Genomic DNA, 16502 nt, shown 5'->3' with positions numbered 1-16502 from the left:
CCAGCCTAATGCGCCCTTCCCGGCCCCCTCAGTCCTCGCCGCGCAGCAGCTCGCGGACGCGGACCGCGGTGGCCTCGTCGCGGCCCACGGCGAAGGGCAGCGCGTTGTCCCGGTCGATCCGGAAGGGGACGCGGTCCACGGTGCTCTGCGCGCCGCCCGCCTCGCCGACCAGCAGCAGTCCGGCCGCGTGGTCCCAGGCCGAGGGCCAGGTGAAGGCCAGGGCGTCCATCTCGCCGCGGGCCACCCTCAGGTACTCCAGGCCCGCCGATCCGCAGGGGCGGGGGGCGACGCCGGGGACGTCGAGCCGGGACAGGTACCGCCGGTCCTCCTCGGAGGTGTACAGCGGGTGGGCGGTGGCCACGCGCAGCTCGGCGCCGGGCCGGGGCGAACCGCTGTGGATCCGTTCGCCGTTGACGTACGCGCCCTGTCCGCGCACGGCGGTGGCCAGGACGTCCAGGGCCGGCGCGTAGGTCCAGGAGGCGAGGACCTCCCCGCGCACCGCCAGCGCGACGAGGGTGCAGAAGTGCGGGTCCCCTTCCACGAACTGCCGGGTGCCGTCGACGGGGTCGACGATCCAGACGGGGGCGTCGCCGCGCAGGGCCCCGTAGACCTCCGGGTCGGCGTGCACCGCCTCCTCGCCGACGACGGCCGAGCCGGGCAGGAGCCGGGCCAGCGAGGCGGTGAGGTGCTGCTCGGCCAGCCGGTCGGCGTCGGTGACCAGGTCGTGCGGGCCGCTCTTCTGGTCCACCTCGTGGTCGGCGAGCTGCCGGAACCGCGGCATGATCTCCGCGGCCGCGGCCTTGCGGACCGCTTCTTCGACGGCGGACAGGTCATGGGCGAGGAATGCATCGATCATGCCCCCATCACATCACGGCCCGCCGTCGAACCCCAGCGGGTTCTCCGGCGCCGGCAGGACACCCCCCGGGGGCCGGGGCTAGCCGGGAAAGGGGTCGTCCGTGCGTGGAGAAAGGCGGCGGGCTCATGAGGGGACGACGCACCGGAAACGCCCTGGCGATCGCCACGGCGGTGGTTCTCGGAACCGGCGGAGGGATCGCCTTCGCCGATGACCTTTCGCCCAAGGAGATCTACGAGCGCGCCGCGCCGGCCACGGTGAAGATCTCGGGGCCCAAGGCAGACGGCAGCGGGATCATCTACGACGCCCAGAAGGGGCTCATCGTCACCAACGCGCATGTGGTGCAGGGGGAGCCGTCTTTGCGGGTCACGGTGGGGGACCGGGCGCCCGCGGCTGCCCGCGTGCTCGGGATCGATCCCTGCGAGGACCTCGCCGTGCTGCAGTTCTCCTCTCCCCAACCGGACCTCAAACAGCTGAAGTTCGGCAAGAGCGCAGACGTCGGCGTCGCCGACACCGTCACCTCGCTGGGCTATCCCGCCACGTTCGAGAAGGAGGGAACGTCGCAGAAGCCCGTGTTCACCACGGGCGCCGTGCAGAATCCGACCGTCAAGGACGCCGTTCCCGACCCGTCCCTGCCGCGCTACCCCGACACGCTGCAGCACTCCGCCACCGTCAATCCGGGCAATTCCGGCGGACCGTTGCTCAACGGGAAGGGGGAGGTGGTCGGGATCAACACGCTCGGCAACGGGAACGCGGGGGTGGAGGGGCAGTTCTACGCCATCAGCAGTGACCACGTCCGGCCGCTGCTCGACACGCTGGCCTCCGGCGAGAAGAGGAACGACCCGGGGTGGGAGCTGGCGTACCTGCACGACCCCACGCTGCCGGAGACCTTCACGCCCGAGGACGCCCCTACGGTCGAGAAGATCCAGAAGCAGTTCAAGGACGTCGAAGGGATGATCGTCACCGACGTCAAGGGCGCTCCTGCCGCCTCCTTCGCGGATGTCTGCGACGTCCTTCAGTCCGCCTCTCCGGGTGAAACGCTGCCGCTGAGCGGGATCTACACCCAGTCGTTCACCGACGAGGCCGGCAAGCCGATCAAGGCGGGCCAGGCCTGGGACGCGAACCTCGTCCTGGACAAGAGCGGCAAGTAGCTTCAGCGGTTCGACGCGAGGTGCCCGGAGCCTGGTGGGGCTCCGGGCACGCTCGGCATGCTGCGGGACGGCCGATCAGAAGGTGAGCTTGAAGTCGGTGATCGTGCCGGTGTCGGCGGCTCCCTTGTCCTGGACCTTAAGCTTCCAGGTGCCGTTGGCCGCCACGGCCGAGGCGTTCACCGTGTACGTCTTGTCCAGGTTGGCGGTGGAGTCCGACGAGGAGTTCTGCAGGCGGAACGAGGTCCCGTTGGGGGCCACGAGGTCGATCTGCAGGTCACCGATGTAGGTGTGGGTGATCTTCACACCGACCTTGAGGGTGCTCGGCGCGTTGCCGGTGATCCCGGTGACGGCGACCGAGGAGGTGACCGCCGGGCCGGGGGAGTCCGGGATGGCCACGCGGGTCGTGCTCTCGAAGACGTTCCCCGGGGTGGGGGTGCCGCCGCCCGAACGGGCGCCGACGTTGACGGCGGCCCAGGCGTCGGTGACGCCCTTGACCTCGGCGCTGCCGGCCCCGTAGAGCTCGGTCGCCGCGGCGATCGTGCCCTCACGGGCACCCGCGTAGTCCGTGGTGGAGTTGAACTTGGTGGTCAGGGCCTTGTACCAGACGAGCTGGGCCTTGTCCCGGCCGATGGCGGTGACGGGCAGGCCGTCGGAGGTCGGCGAGTCGTAGTTCACGCCGTTGACCGTCTTGGCGCCGGAGCCCTCGGAGGCCAGGTAGAACCAGTGGTTGGCCGGGCCCGAGGAGTAGTGGACGTCGAGGTTGCCGACGCCGGAGTACCACGCGTCGGCGGAGCCGCCGTCCTTGCTCGGCTTGTCCATGTAGCGCAGCGGGGTGCCGTCGCCGTTGATGTCGATCTTCTCGCCGATGAGGTAGTCGCCCGGGTCGCTCGGGTTGTTCGCGTAGAACTCGACGGACGTGCCCATGATGTCGGAGGTGGCCTCGTTCAGGCCGCCCGACTCGTTGCTGTACTCCAGGCCGGCGGTGGCGGCGGTGACGCCGTGCGACATCTCGTGACCGGCGACGTCCAGTGAGGTCAGCGGGTCGTTGTTGGCCGTTCCGTCGCCGTAGGTCATGCAGAAGCAGCTGTCGTCCCAGAACGCGTTGACGTACGCGTTTCCGTAGTGGACGCGGGAGTAGGCGGCGACGCCGTCGCCGCGGATGCCGGCGCGGCCGAAGACGTTCTTGTAGAAGTCCCAGGTGACCCCGGCGCCGTAGGCGGCGTCGGCGCCCGCCGTGACGGCGTTGGAGTTGGCGCCGTTGCCCCAGGTGTCGGTGGACTGGCTGAAGAGCGAGCCCGTGCCGGAGGTGCCGTGGTTCAGGTTGTACGTCTTGTGGCCGCCGCGGCCGGCGTCGGTCAGCGAGTAGCCCGTGCTGGTCTTCGTGGAGCCGAGGGTGACCTGGCCGCTGTAGTGGGTGTTGCCGACACCGGTCTCGATGCCCTGCCACTGGTGGAGCTTGGCGCCCGTCTTGGCGTCGGTGATGACGTGCAGCTGGTTGGGGGTGCCGTCGTCCTGGAGGCCGCCGACGACGGTCTCGTAGGCCAGGGTCGGAACGCCCTTCGCCATCCACACGATCTTGCGGGGCGCGGAGTCGGTCTTGTCGGCCTTGGAGCCGACCGCCTTCGCGGCGTCGAGGGCCTTCGCGGAGGCGGCCGCCGGAGCGTCGGCCGGGGCGGCGGTGGAGATGCCCTGGAGCTGGGCGTTGGAGGCCTTGCTGACGCTCTGGGTCTTGTCGGCCGCGGTGCGGCTGACGACCAGGTCGCCGCCGAGGACGGGGAGTCCCTCGTACGTGCGCTCGTAGCGGGTGTGGGTGGTACCGTCCTGGTCCTTGACCACGTCGCGGACGACGAGCTTTTCCTGTGCGCCGAGGCCGAGTTCCTTGGCCGTGGCGGCCGTGGTGCTCTGGGCCTTGGCTATGAGCTCGGCGCGCTGGGACGGGGTGAGCTGCGCGGGCAGGGCGCCCGGGTTGCGGACCGGCTGGCCCTTGGCGGCCGTCGCGGTGGCGGAACCGCCGGGCTGCGCGGTGGCGCTGCCGGCCTGGACGCCGACGGTGAGCAGGGCTGCGGCGGCGAGCAGAGCGCCGGTGGCGGTGGCGTTCCGCCGATGCGTGGACTTCACGCGGACTCCTTCTGCGTGTGGGGGGTGGAACCGGGCAGCCTGGAACGGGCCGCCCGGGCAGAGCGTGCGGAGCTGATCGTGTTGGGGATGGGGAGAGGTTGCCAGCGATCTCCATGATCGCCATGGACACGTCAGCTATTGGCCGAAACGCGTCCGGATTTCGCCCTAGGGCGTCCGCTGAGCGGACACTGCGCACCGGCGCAGATCCACGCGGATCCACCCAACAGCGCTGATTCAAGACGCGACTTGACCAGATCGCGGTACTCGGCGGCCAGTTGCGCATTCAGGTAAAGCGTTCGACATCAAGCGTCAAACAGCCTTGTCCTGCTCATGACTTGGCGGGTGAGATCACCGGGACCGCTCCGAGCGGCGCCACCCCCCAAGGGAGTCCGCAATGCATCCAGTCCGTCGTATGTGGCCGCGCGCCGCGGCCACCACGGCCGCCGCCGCCGGCCTCGCGCTCACCGCGGTGGCGGCCGCCCCGGTGACCGGGATCGCGACCGCCTCCGCACCCGCCTCCGCCTTCACGGCCGCGCGCACCGCGGCCCGTCCGGCCGTCGCCGGACACCAGCTGGTGCGCGCCGTGGGCAGCCCGCTCTCCGTCGAGGAGTGCCGGGCCAAGTGGAAGATCGCCTGCTACACCCCGCTCCAGTACCGCGAGGCGTACGACCTGAACCCCCTGTACAAGGCGGGCGTCACCGGCAAGGGCCGCACCATCGTCATCGTGGACTCCTTCGGCTCGCCGACCGTCCAGCACGACCTGGACGTCTACAGCAGGCAGTTCGGGATACCCAGCACCAAGGTGCAGGTGGTCAAGTGGGGCAACGTCCCCGCCTGGGACCCGAAGAACGCCGACATGCTGGGCTGGGCCGGCGAGAGCACCCTCGACGTGGAGATGGCCCACGCCGTGGCACCGGACGCGAAGATCGTCCTGGTGGAGACCGCGGTCGCGGAGACCGAGGGCACCACCGGCCTGCCGGAGATGATGGACGCCGAGAAGGCGCTGATCGACCACGGCATCGGCGACGTGATCACGCAGAGCTTCGGCGCGACCGAGAACACCTTCCCCGGCTTCGACCAGGGCGACTTCTCCAGCATCCGCAAGCTGCGCTACGCCTTCGAGGCCGCCGCCCGCAACCACGTCACCGTGCTCGCCTCCTCCGGTGACGGCGGCGCCACCGACAACACCGCCGACGGCACGGGCTACTACCACGAGCGGGTCAACTCCTGGCCCTCCTCCGACCCCCTCGTCACCTCGGTCGGCGGCACCCAGCTGCACCTGGACGGCGCGGGCCGGCGGACCGCCCCCGACAGCGTCTACAACGACTACGGCGCCGGCGGCGGCGGCCAGTCCCACGTCTTCTCCCGCCCGTCCTTCCAGAACGGCGTCAAGAACGTCGTCGGCGACCGGCGCGGCACCCCGGACATCTCCATGGCCGCCGCGGTCGACGGCGGCGCCTGGATCTACTCCAGCTACGACCCGGCGGCCACCGGCTGGGACGTCTCCGGCGGCACCAGCGAGTCCAGCCCGCTGTTCGCCGGCATCGTGGCCCTGGCCGACCAGGTGGCGGGCAAGCGCCTCGGCGACATCCACGAGGCCCTGTACCGCCTGTACGGACGCTCCGCCCACGACCGCTCCACGGGCATCGTCGACGTCAACGACGGTACGGACAACAGCTACCAGGGCGTCACCGGCTACCCCGCGGTGAACGGCTACGACATGGCCACGGGCACCGGCACCCTGGACGCGGCCCGCTTCGTCCCGTCCCTGGCCCTCGAAGGCCGGCGCGGCTGACGCTCCCCGGCACCGCTCGGGGGGTCAGTCGGAGGCGGGGCCCGCCAGGTTCCTGGTGAACCACCGCAGGACGTCCGGGATCAGCTTCTTGAAGTCCGAGGTCAGGTGCTTGCCGCCGGGCAGCTCGTAGTACTCGACGGAGACCGGCGGCACGGCCTTGGCCATCCAGGCCTTGACCACGCCCTTCTCGTACGGGTCGGCGCCACCGGCCGTGACCAGCATCCTGACGTCGGCCTTGCCCTGGGTGACGAGCTGGTCGGGGCTGTTGGCGGCCTTCTCCGCGCCGTGGCCCTTCCACAGGAGGGAGTCCGGGGCGAAGTAGCCGTCGATCGGTACCGCGGCCCGGTAGACGTCCGGGTGCTGCAGCGCGAGCTTGGCGCTGCAGAACCCGCCGGTGGAGGCCCCCATGACGCCCCAGCTGTCGCGGCCCTTCAGGGTCCGGAAGCCGGCGCGGACCCAGTCCGGTATGTCCTCGGCCATCCAGGTGCCCATCTTCGCCTGGCCCGGGATGTCGGAGCAGTCCAGCGCGTTCTTCTCGTCACTGGTGAAGTTCTGCACCGGCATGATCATGATGAACGGATGGGCCTTGCCCTCCTTCGCCAGCCGCGCGTCCTCCTCCTGGACGGGCAGCTGGCCGCCGGCCCAGGTGTTGTAGCCGTTGCTCTGCCCGCCCGCGTACAGGGTCAGCACCGGAAAGCCGGTCGTCGCGTACTTCGGGTCGTTGTACTCGGGCGGGAGCCAGACCCACACCTGTCCGGTCACACCGGACTTCGGTCCGGCCAGCCTGGTCATGAAGACCGGGCCGGCGGCGGTGTCCCGGACCTTGGTCATGGTGGGGGCCGGGCCGGCCGGCATCTGCACCTTCCGCTCGACCGGCGCGGGCCGCGCCGCGGGGGACGCGGCCGGGGCGGGCCCCTTCTCCTTCCCGGGGCTGCCGCAGCCCGCGAGCGAAGCGGCCAGGGCGAGGGCGGCGGCGCCGGCCAGGACGGCGCGGGAAGCGGACGGCTGTGTGTGCACGGTGAGGACTCTCCGACCGGTGGAACGCCCGGCCGGGTCTGCCGGGGCGGCGGCCCCCCTCGGGGCCGGGTGTGCCCGGGTACGGCGTTCGGTGCGCCCCCCGGAGTGCCGGGCGCGGGGTTCCCCGTGGAACCGCGACGACCCGCGCCCCTGATCGTAGGGCAGGAGCGCGGACGCCCGGCAGGCCGGTCCGGTCAGCCGGCCGTCATCCGGCGAACACCGGGATCACCTGCGCGCCGTACGCGTCGATCACGGCCTCGCGGGCGTCGTGCATGGCGTAGACGGCGAACTGGTCGACGCCCAGACCGCGCAGCGTCCGGAGCTTCTCGATGTGGGCCTCCGCCGGGCCCAGGAGGCAGAAGCGGTCGACGATCTCGTCCGGGACGAAGTCGGTGGAGGGGTTACCGGCGCGGCCGTGGTGGCTGTAGTCGTAGCCCTGGCGCGCCTTGATGTACTCGGTGAGTTCCCCGGGGACCATGCCGGAGTGCTCGCCGTAGCGGGAGACCAGGTCGGCGACGTGGTTGCCGACCATGCCGCCGAACCAGCGGCACTGGTCCCGGGCGTGGGCCAGGGCCTCGGGCGAGTCGTCGGCCGTGACGTAGGCGGGGGCCGCCACGCAGATGGTGACCGACGCCGGGTCGCGGCCGGCCGCGGCCGCCGCGTCGCGGACCGCCTTGACCATCCACTCCGTGAGGAACGGGTCGGCGAGCTGGAGGATGAACCCGTCCGCCTTCTCTCCGGTCAGGGCCAGGGCCTTCGGGCCGTACGCGGCCATCCAGACGGGGAGCCTGCCGTCCTTGACCCACGGGATGCGCAGCGGCTTGCCGTCGACCTGGGCCTCACGGCCCTCGGCCAGGTCGCGGATGACCTCGATGGCCTCGCCGAGGCGGGCCAGGGTGTTGGGGGCGCGGCCGACGACCCGCATCGCCGAGTCGCCGCGGCCGATGCCGCAGACGGTGCGGTTGCCGTACATGTCGTTGAGGGTGGCGAAGGTGGAGGCGGTGACCTCCCAGGTGCGGGTGCCCGGATTGGTGACCATGGGGCCGATGTGGAGCTTCTGCGTGTGGGCGAGGATCTGGCTGTAGATGACGAACGGTTCCTGCCAGAGGACCGCCGAGTCGAAGGTCCAGCCGTAGCGGAAGCCGTTGCGTTCGGCGCGCTTCATCAGGCTGATCACCTGGGAGGCGGGCGGGTCGGTTTGCAGGACGAGGCCGAAGTCCATGCGGGGACTCTCCTTACAGGTACTGGCAGGTGGAGCGGTGGACGAAGGCCCCGTGGCCGGCCCGGCCGGTGTACTCGCGGCGGTCGATGACGAGTTCGCCCCGGGAGAGGACCGTCTCGACGCGTCCGGTGATCCGCCTGCCCTCGTACGCCGAGTAGTCCACGTTCATGTGGTGGGTCTCGGCGGAGATGACCTGCTCGGCGTGCGGATCGTAGAGGACGATGTCGGCGTCGGAGCCCGGCGCGATGGTGCCCTTCTGCGGGTAGAGGCCGAACATCCGGGCCGGGGTCGCGCAGGCGATCTCGATCCAGCGGCGGCGGCTGATGTGCCCGTCCAGGACGGCCTGGTGGAGGAGGTCCATGCGGTTCTCCACGCCCGGCAGCCCGTTGGGGATCTTCGAGAAGTCGCCCCGGCCCAGTTCCTTCTGGCCGCGGAAGCAGAACGGGCAGTGGTCGGTGGAGACCACCTGGAGGTCGTTGGTGCGCAGGCCGCGCCACAGGGCCGCCTGGTGCTCCCTGGGACGCAGGGGTGTCGAGCAGACGTACTTGGCGCCCTGGAAGTCCGGCTCCGCCAGGTTGTCGGTGGAGAGGAAGAGGTACTGCGGGCAGGTCTCGCCGAAGACCGGCAGGCCCTTGTCGCGGGCGGCGGCGAGCTCGGCCACCGCCTCCTCCGCCGAGACGTGGACCACGTACAGGGGAGAGCCGGCGACCCGGGCGAGCTGGATCGCCCGGTGGGTCGCCTCGGCTTCCAGGAGCACTTTGCGGACCTCGCCGTGGTGGCGGGGGTCGGTCTCGCCGCGGGCGAGGGCCTGTTCGACGAGGACGTCGATGGCGATGCCGTTCTCGGCGTGCATCATGATCAGCCCGCCGTTGCCGGAGGCCCGCTGCATGGCGCGCAGGATCTGCCCGTCGTCGCTGTAGAACACGCCCGGGTAGGCCATGAACAGCTTGAAGGAGGTGACGCCCTCGCCGACGAGGTGGTCCATCTCCTTCAGGGTGCGCTCGTTGACGTCCGAGAGGATCATGTGGAAGGCGTAGTCGATCGCGCAGTTGCCGTCGGCCTTCGCGTACCAGGTGTCGAGTCCCTCGCGCAGGGAGCGGCCCACGCTCTGCACGGCGAAGTCGACGATGGTGGTGGTGCCGCCCCACGCCGCGGCGCGGGTGCCGGTCTCGAAGGTGTCGGAGGCGGAGGTGCCGCCGAACGGCAGCTCCATGTGGGTGTGCGCGTCGACCCCGCCCGGGATGACGTACTTGCCGCTCGCGTCGATGGTCCGGTCGGCGGTCCAGGCGCCGGCGGCGGCCGAGCCGGTGGCGGCGAGGGCCGCCACGCGGCCGTCCTCGACGAGGACGTCGGCGTGGAGCTCGTCGGCGGCGGTGACGACCAGGCCGCCTCTGATCAGGGTGCGGGTGCTCATGTCGGTCCCCCTACTCGATGCTGCGGAGCGCCTGTCCGAGGATGTCGGCGCCCTCTTCCGCCTCGGCGACGGTGAGGGAGAGCGGCGGCGCGATGCGCAGCACGCTGGTGTCGTGCCCGCCGCCCTTGCCGATGAGCAGGCCGCCGGCGCGGGCCGCCTCCAGGACGGCGGCGGCCGCCTGGGGGTCGGCGCGGTCGGTGCCGGGCTCGGTGAGCTCCAGTCCGGCCATCAGGCCCCGGCCGCGGACCTCCCGTACGGCGGGCGAGGCGGCGGCGAGGGCGCGCAGCCGCTCCAGGAGGAGGCCGCCGACGCGGCGGGCGTTGCCCTGGAGGTCGTGGTCCAGCAGGTACGCGAGGTTGGCGAGGCCGGCCGCCATCGTCACCGGGGAACCGCCGAAGGTGGAGATGGAGTTGGCGTCGAGGCAGTTCATCACCTCGGCGCGGGCCACGACGCCGCCGATGGACATGCCGTTGCCGATGCCCTTGGCGAAGGTGAGCATGTCCGGCGGGCCGCTCTGCGCGTGGGCCTGCCAGCCCCAGAAGTGGTCGCCGGTGCGGCCCCAGCCGGTCTGGACCTCGTCGCTGATCCAGAGGATGCCGTGCCGGTTCAGGACCTCGCGGAAGGCCCCGTAGAGCCCGTCGGGGGGTGAGGTGAACCCGCCGACGCCCTGGATCGGTTCGGCGATGAGGGCGGCCACTCCCCCGCGGGCCTGGCCGAGCACGTCCTCCAGGTCGGCGACCGCGGCGGCGGTGAAGGCGGCGTCGTCGAGGGCGGCGAAGGGGCCGCGGGTGCGGACGGCGCCGTGGACGTAGTACGTCTGGAGCGGCGAGAGGCTGGTCGGGGACCAGCCGCGGTTGCCGGTGATGCCGACGGTGGAGAAGGAACGGCCGTGGTAGCTGTTGCGCATCGCCAGGATCTGGTTGGAGCGGCGGTAGGTGGTGGCGAGCAGCAGGGCGGCGTCGTTGGCCTCGGTGCCGGAGGTGGTGAAGAAGACCCGGGCGTCGGGGATGCCGGACAGGGCGGCGATCCGTTCGGCCAGCTCGATCATGGGCCGGTTGAGGTAGAGCGTGGAGGAGTGGATGATCCGCCCGGCCTGCTCGGAGACGGCCTTGGTGACCTCGGGCAGGGCGTGGGCGGTCATGGTGGTGAGGATGCCGCCGAAGAAGTCCAGGTACCGGTTGCCGTCGGCGTCCCAGACGTGGCGGCCCTCGCCGTGGGTGAGCTCGATGGGGCGGTCGTAGTAGAGCGCGAGCCAGTCGGGCAGGACGGTGCGGTGGCGGCTGTGCAGGGGGGTGGGGTTGGTCACGGCTGTACGAGCCCTCCGTAGGCGTCGGGGCGGCGGTCGCGGTAGAAGGCCCACTGGTCGCGGACCTCCTTGATCAGGTCGAAGTCGAGGTCCCGGACGAGGAGTTCCTCCTCCTTGTCACTGGCGACCTCGCCGACGAACTGGCCGCGGGGGTCGACGAAGTAGCTGGTCCCGTAGAAGTCGTTGTCGCCGTACTCCTCCTGGCCGACGCGGTTGATGGCGGCGACGAAGTATTCGTTGGCGACGGCGGAGGCGGGCTGTTCCAGCTGCCACAGGTAGGCGGACAGGCCCCGGGAGGTGGCGGAGGGGTTGTAGACCAGCTGGGCCCCGGCCAGGCCGAGTTGGCGCCAGCCCTCGGGGAAGTGGCGGTCGTAGCAGATGTAGACGCCTACGCGGCCGACGGCGGTGTCGAAGACGGGCCAGCCGAGGTTGCCGGGGCGGAAGTAGTACTTCTCCCAGAATCCCTTGACCTGCGGGATGTGGTGCTTGCGGTACTTGCCGAGGTAGCTGCCGTCCGCGTCGATGACGGCGGCGGTGTTGTAGTAGAAGCCCTCGCTCTCCTTCTCGAAGACGGGGACGACGATCACCATCCCGGTCTCGCGGGCCAGCTCCTGCATCCGGCGCACGGTGGGGCCGTCGGGGACGGGCTCGGCCCAGCGGTAGTGCTCGGGCTCCTGGACCTGGCAGAAGTAGGGGGCGTTGAACACCTCCTGGAAGCCGATGACCTGCGCGCCCTGGGCGGCCGCCCGGCGGGCGTGCTCCTCGTGCTTGGCGATCATCGACTCGGTGTCTCCGGTCCAGGTGGCCTGGACGAGTGCGGCGCGGACGACTTGGGCCATGAGCTGCTCCTCGCGACGGGAACGCCGACTTCTACGCACGTAGACGGTGTGCGTAGGGAGTCGAAGGTAGGCCCCGTCACAGCGTGGGGCAAGACCACCTTGCGCGGTTGGAGTAGTCGATCAAGTTACGTCGCCACACGGTCGTTTGCGATCAGAGAGCGGACGATTCCCGCCTGTGGGGGGCGGCCTCATCCGGGATGGCGCTCGATCTCACCCACCCGTGCAGGCTATCGGCGACAAGCCGCAGCCCGGACGCGGTGATCGCGATCTACGGCTGGAGTACTAGTCCGTCGGGAGGCCGGTCGCGCGGAGGGCGTGGGCGAGGGCGCGGTGGTGGGCGGCGGAGAGGGTGCGGGCCGCGCGGAGCAGGCGCGGGGCGAACCAGTGCGGGTCGTGGCGGGCCAGGGCGGCCGCCTCCTCGGCGGTGCGCAGCCTGACGTAGGCCTCCAGCAGGGCCTGGGTCTCCCCGTCGCGGCCGGCTCCGCCGAGGGCGAGGGCGGCTTCGGCGACGTCGGCGGCCGGGCGGGCCACGCACTGGCGCAGCAGCCGGTCGCGGTCGTCTTCGCGGCCCGCGTCCCCGAGGGCCGCGGCCGCCGCGGCGAGCCGGCCGGGCGGGAGGGAGGCCGCCTCCCACAGCAGAGTGGCCCAGTCGGCGGCCAGCCCGGCGTACCCGAGCTCGTCGGCGAGGCCGGGCAGCTCCGCGGCGGGCCACAGGGCGGCCTCGCACAGCAGGGCGTGCGCCTCGCCGCCGCGTTCCTGGGCCCGCAGGGTGAGCAGCTCGGCGACGAAGGCCCCGCGGGCGATCCCGCGCGGCACGCCTCCGGCCCCTTCCGGCCCCGGCGGGCCGCCGGGGCCGGCAGCGGGCCCGGTCCGCGCGGGGGCGCCCTGCGCGGGCGCCGGACCGGCGGACGGCGCGCCGAACCAGGCGTCCCGGTCGCCCCCGGACCCGGGATGGACGTCCCGGTCGCTCCCGGACCCGGGATCCGGGCCGGACACGGCCTGCCCGGTGCCGACCTGGCGGGGGCCGACCTGCCCGGGGCCGGCTTGCCCGGGGCCGGCTTGCCCGGGGCCGGCTTGCCCGGAGGCAGGGGGTCCGGGGTGGCGTGGTGGGGGCTGGGGGGTGCGTTGGCGGGGGACGGACGTGAGGGTGAGGGCGGCCAGGCGGGTTTCGAGGTCCGTCTGGCGGGCCGTGGCGCGGGCGGCGTCGTCGTGCGTCCAGGCCAGTTCGCGCGAGAGGGACTCGGTCTCGGCCGGGTCGGCCGTGGCGGTCAGCCGAGCGGTCAGGGCCCGCAGGGCCTCCTCCACGGCGGCCCGCTGCTCGGCGGCCGCCGCGAGGAGGGCGCCCAGCTCCCGCGCCCCGCCCGGCCGCGCGTCCCACGCCGCCACGGCGGCGGCCCGCAGCCCCGCCGCGTACGCCGCTTCCTGCGGCGCGGCCGCACCGGGCGGCAGGTCCAGCAGGAGGGATTCCAGTACGTCCCACGGCGGTACGGCGATCCCGTCCAGGCAGGCCCGCATCCCCTCCGGGTCCCGCCGCAGGAACTCCCCGTACCAGCCCGCTCCGGGGTCGAGTCTCTGCGTCAGACCCCGTAGGTAGTCCGTGAGTTGCCCGATGGCCAGCGCAGTCGGCGTCTCCATCCCCGCATTGCACCGCACCACCGTTACGGGCGCGCTACGGGAGCCTCAAACCTTGACGGCGAACCCGCGTCCGCCGGAGTGGAGCCGGCCGCGGCCAGCAGGCCGGCCGCGAGGACGGCGCCGAGGAGCGCGAGACCGAGCCGCTTGGACGAGTTCATGGTGGACACGCCTCCACCCCTGCCCCGGACGCGGCCGTCCCGATCGGCCATTGCGCCGTCCGGCCGCCGGAGACGCCCCCCGAGGGGCGGTGGCGTCAGGCGGGGACCAGGGCGCAGCGGCGGACGACCTCGTCCAGGGAGAGGCCGAGCGCCCCGGCGAGGGCGGCGACGGTGAAGAAGGCGGGGGTCGGCGCGCGGCCGGTCTCGATCTTGCGCAGGGTCTCGGGCGAGAGTCCGGCGCCGGCCGCGATCTCGACCATGCTGCGGCCGCCGCGCGCCTCGCGCAGCAGCGCGCCCAGCCGCTCGCCGCGCTCGCGTTCTTCGGGGGTCAGGGGGGTTCGCACCATGCCCCCATCCTACCCCGCGCGCCCATAACTATCCCGTTAAACTTATACCGGTATAGTTATCGGCATGGTGCACTTGAAGACGGACGAAGCGATCGACGAGATGCGTGCCGCCGGCCGGGTGGTCGCGCACGCCCTGACGGCCGTACGGGAGGCGGCCCGCGTGGGCACGTCCCTGCTGGAGCTGGACGCGGTGGCCCGCGCGGTCCTGCGGGAGGCCCGCGCCACCTCCCCCTTCCTCGGCTACCGCCCGCACTTCGCGCCGGTGCCGTTCCCCGCCGTGGTGTGCGCGTCGGTGAACGACGCGATCGTGCACGGCGTCCCCGACGGCTACCGGCTGCGCGACGGCGACCTGGTCAGCGTCGACTGCGGGGCCAGGCTCCGCGGCTGGGTCGGCGACGCGGCGGTCAGCTTCACCGTCGGCCGGGCCCGCCCCGCCGACCTGCGGCTGATCGCCATCGCGGAGGCGGCCCTGGCGGCCGGTATCGCGGCCGCCGTCCCCGGCAACCGGATCGGCGACATCGCGCACGCGGTCGGCAGCGTCTGCCGCGCCGCCGGCTACGGCATCCCGGAGGGCTTCGGCGGCCACGGCGTGGGCCGCGGCATGCACGAGGACCCGGGCGTCCCCAACGAGGGGCCGCCGGGGCGCGGCATGAAGCTGCGCCCCGGCATGGTCCTGGCGATCGAGCCGATGCTGATCGCGGGCGGCGGGGACGACTACGTCTGCGACCCCGACGGGTGGACCCTGCGCACCACCGACGGCTCCCGCGCCGCGCACGTGGAGCACACGGTCGCGATCACCGCCGGCGGTCCCAGGATCCTCACCGCGCTGTAAGGGTCACGGCTTCCCCTGCGGGTGGACGACCATCGCCGAGCCCCCGCCCCGCCGGGTCGTCTCGGCGGCCGCCAGCCAGCGGCCGTCCGGGAGCCGCTGGACGCCGGTCGCGGCACCGATCTCCGGGTTCTGCCGGAACGCCTGCCCCAGACCCTCCAGTTCGGCGCGCAGCGGACTGTTCCACAGCGCGGGTTCCAGCTCGGTCGTGGTCTGGTTGCGCTGGCTGGCGCGCGGCGCCTTGATCGCGTCGACCAGCGGCAGGCCCCGGTCCAGGTGCCCGAGCAGGGTCTGCAGGACGGTGGTGATGATGGTCGCCCCGCCCGGGGATCCGACGGCCAGGACCGGGCGGCCGTGGTCGAGGACGATGGTCGGGGACATGGACGAGCGCGGCCGCTTGCCGGGGCCGGGCAGGTTCGGGTCCGGGACGCCGGGGGCGGCCGGGGCGAAGGAGAAGTCGGTCAGCTCGTTGTTGAGCAGGAAGCCGCGCCCCGGGACGGTGATGGCGCTGCCGCCGGTGGACTCGATGGTCAGGGTGTACGAGACCACGTTGCCCCAGCGGTCGGCGACCGTCAGGTGCGTGGTGTTCTCCCCCTCGTACGTGGTCGGGGCGGCCTGCCCGGTGCCGCCGCAGGGCGCCGGGTGGCGCGGGTCGCCGGGGGCCAGCGGGCTGGTCAGGGTCGCGTCCGGCCTGATGAGGCAGCCGCGCGAGTCGGCGTACCGCTGCGAGAGCAGCTCGCGGGTCGGGACGGACTGGGCGGCCGGGTCGCCGACCCAGCGGCCCCGGTCGGCGAAGGAGATCCGGGAGGCCTCGATGAACCGGTGCAGGTACTGGGCCTCGGAGAGCTTCGACAGGTCGGTGCGCTCCAGGATGTTCAGCGCCTCCCCGACGGTGGTGCCGCCGGAGGAGGAGGGGGCCATGCTGTAGACGTCCAGGCCCCGGTAGCCGACCCGGGTCGGGGCCTGCCGCCTGGTCTCGTACACGCGCAGGTCGGCGGCGGTCAGGTCGCCGGAGCGGACCTTGCGGGTGGCGGCCGGGTCGACGGGGGGCTTGCGGACGGCCTTGACGATGTCGTCGGCGATCGGCCCCCAGTAGAGGGCGCCGGTGCCGTTGCGGGCGAGTTCGGCGTAGGTGGCGGCGAGATCGGGATTCTTGAAGGTGGAGCCGACGACGGGGAGCTGCCCGCCGGGCAGGAACAGCCTCCGGGTGTCGGGGAAGTCGTTGAAGCGGCTCTGGTTGGCCTCGGTCTGGGCCCGGAAGGTGGCGTCGACGGTGAAGCCGTCGCGGGCCAGTTTCTCGGCCGGGCGCAGGAGTTGGGAGAGCGGCTTGGTGCCCCAGGCGTCGAGGGCGGTCTTCCAGGTGGCGGGGGTGCCGGGGACGCCGACGCTGCGGCCGCTGGTCTGCCCCTCCTCGAAGGGGATGGGGGCGCCGTTCTCCTGGAAGAGGGTCTCGGTGGCCGTGGCGGGCGCCGTCTCGCGGCCGTCGATCGTCTGCACGCGGTGGGTGGCGGCGTCGTAGTGGACGAGGTACCCGCCGCCGCCGATGCCGGCCGAGTACGGTTCGGTGACCCCGAGCGCGGCGGCGGTGGCGATGGCCGCGTCCACGGCGTTGCCCCCGGCCCGCAGGACGGCGATCCCGGCCGCCGAGGCGTCGGCGTCCACGCTGGCGACGGCCCCTCCGTACCCGACGGCCACCGGAACCTTGGGCGGGGTGGTGGCCGGCGAGGGCGGAGCGGCGGCTCCGGTGGAGACGAGCGCCCCGGCGAGAGCTGCGAACACCAACTGACGTCCTGCGGAAGCGCGCATCCGGTTCCTCCG

The 16502-nt window shown here is 72.6% G+C and carries 14 protein-coding genes; 3 read left to right on the top strand and 11 right to left on the bottom strand.

The features are described from left to right. Nucleotides 1-28 precede the first annotated feature (28 nt). Nucleotides 29-856 (bottom strand): inositol monophosphatase family protein, encoded by an 828-nt coding sequence (locus ACZ5NJ_RS27135; protein WP_468767984.1) that lies wholly within the window; start codon nt 854-856, stop codon nt 29-31. A gap of 104 nt (nt 857-960) precedes the next feature. On the opposite strand from ACZ5NJ_RS27135, the gene ACZ5NJ_RS27130 reads away from it, so the two are divergent. Beyond that, entirely contained in the window at nt 961-2004 is a 1044-nt protein-coding gene (locus tag ACZ5NJ_RS27130; RefSeq protein ID WP_468767983.1) for a S1C family serine protease, read from the top strand. 75 nt (nt 2005-2079) lie between these two features. Here ACZ5NJ_RS27130 and ACZ5NJ_RS27125 read toward each other — a convergent pair whose 3' ends face one another. Then, on the bottom strand, nt 2080-4122 hold the full coding sequence (locus ACZ5NJ_RS27125) for a M4 family metallopeptidase (RefSeq protein ID WP_468767981.1): 2043 nt from the start codon (nt 4120-4122) through the stop codon (nt 2080-2082). Between the two features lie 394 nt (nt 4123-4516). On the opposite strand from ACZ5NJ_RS27125, the gene ACZ5NJ_RS27120 reads away from it, so the two are divergent. Further along, a complete protein-coding gene (locus ACZ5NJ_RS27120; protein WP_468767980.1) occupies nt 4517-5917 on the top strand; it encodes a S53 family peptidase in 1401 nt (466 codons plus the stop codon). A gap of 24 nt (nt 5918-5941) precedes the next feature. Here ACZ5NJ_RS27120 and ACZ5NJ_RS27115 read toward each other — a convergent pair whose 3' ends face one another. From ACZ5NJ_RS27115 to ACZ5NJ_RS27080, 8 genes are all read right to left on the bottom strand, one after another. Further along, complete coding sequence (locus tag ACZ5NJ_RS27115; RefSeq protein WP_468767979.1) at nt 5942-6934, bottom strand: alpha/beta hydrolase; 993 nt, start codon at nt 6932-6934, stop codon at nt 5942-5944. 205 nt (nt 6935-7139) lie between these two features. Next, entirely contained in the window at nt 7140-8156 is a 1017-nt protein-coding gene (locus ACZ5NJ_RS27110) for a TIGR03842 family LLM class F420-dependent oxidoreductase (protein ID WP_468767977.1), read from the bottom strand. Between the two features lie 13 nt (nt 8157-8169). Further along, nucleotides 8170-9570 (bottom strand): dihydropyrimidinase, encoded by a 1401-nt coding sequence (hydA, locus tag ACZ5NJ_RS27105; RefSeq protein ID WP_468767976.1) that lies wholly within the window; start codon nt 9568-9570, stop codon nt 8170-8172. 10 nt (nt 9571-9580) lie between these two features. Beyond that, on the bottom strand, nt 9581-10876 hold the full coding sequence (locus ACZ5NJ_RS27100; protein ID WP_468767975.1) for an aspartate aminotransferase family protein: 1296 nt from the start codon (nt 10874-10876) through the stop codon (nt 9581-9583). Further along, nucleotides 10873-11715: a nitrilase-related carbon-nitrogen hydrolase gene (locus tag ACZ5NJ_RS27095; RefSeq protein WP_468767973.1), complete on the bottom strand. Its 843-nt coding sequence runs from the start codon at nt 11713-11715 to the stop codon at nt 10873-10875. Before ACZ5NJ_RS27095 ends, ACZ5NJ_RS27100 begins: the two co-directional genes overlap by 4 nt. A gap of 282 nt (nt 11716-11997) precedes the next feature. Next, nucleotides 11998-13350: a hypothetical protein gene (locus tag ACZ5NJ_RS27090; RefSeq protein WP_468767971.1), complete on the bottom strand. Its 1353-nt coding sequence runs from the start codon at nt 13348-13350 to the stop codon at nt 11998-12000. A 23-nt stretch (nt 13351-13373) separates the two neighbouring features. After that, nucleotides 13374-13508: a hypothetical protein gene (locus tag ACZ5NJ_RS27085; RefSeq protein WP_468767970.1), complete on the bottom strand. Its 135-nt coding sequence runs from the start codon at nt 13506-13508 to the stop codon at nt 13374-13376. Nucleotides 13509-13603: 95 nt separating this feature from the next. Next, nucleotides 13604-13855: a helix-turn-helix domain-containing protein gene (locus tag ACZ5NJ_RS27080; protein WP_468767968.1), complete on the bottom strand. Its 252-nt coding sequence runs from the start codon at nt 13853-13855 to the stop codon at nt 13604-13606. Between the two features lie 64 nt (nt 13856-13919). On the opposite strand from ACZ5NJ_RS27080, the gene map reads away from it, so the two are divergent. Continuing rightward, nucleotides 13920-14687, top strand: a complete 768-nt coding sequence (gene map / locus ACZ5NJ_RS27075; protein ID WP_468767966.1) for a type I methionyl aminopeptidase — start codon at nt 13920-13922, stop codon at nt 14685-14687. A gap of 3 nt (nt 14688-14690) precedes the next feature. Here the strand turns inward: map and ggt are convergent, their stop codons facing one another. After that, a complete protein-coding gene (gene ggt / locus ACZ5NJ_RS27070) occupies nt 14691-16490 on the bottom strand; it encodes a gamma-glutamyltransferase (RefSeq protein WP_468767965.1) in 1800 nt (599 codons plus the stop codon). Between the last annotated feature and the right edge of the window lie 12 nt (nt 16491-16502).

This window comes from Streptomyces sp. NPDC032091 (genome assembly GCF_055580265.1).
The sequence above is the reverse complement of the archived record's forward strand: the minus strand, read 5'-3'. Positions and strand labels throughout refer to the sequence as shown.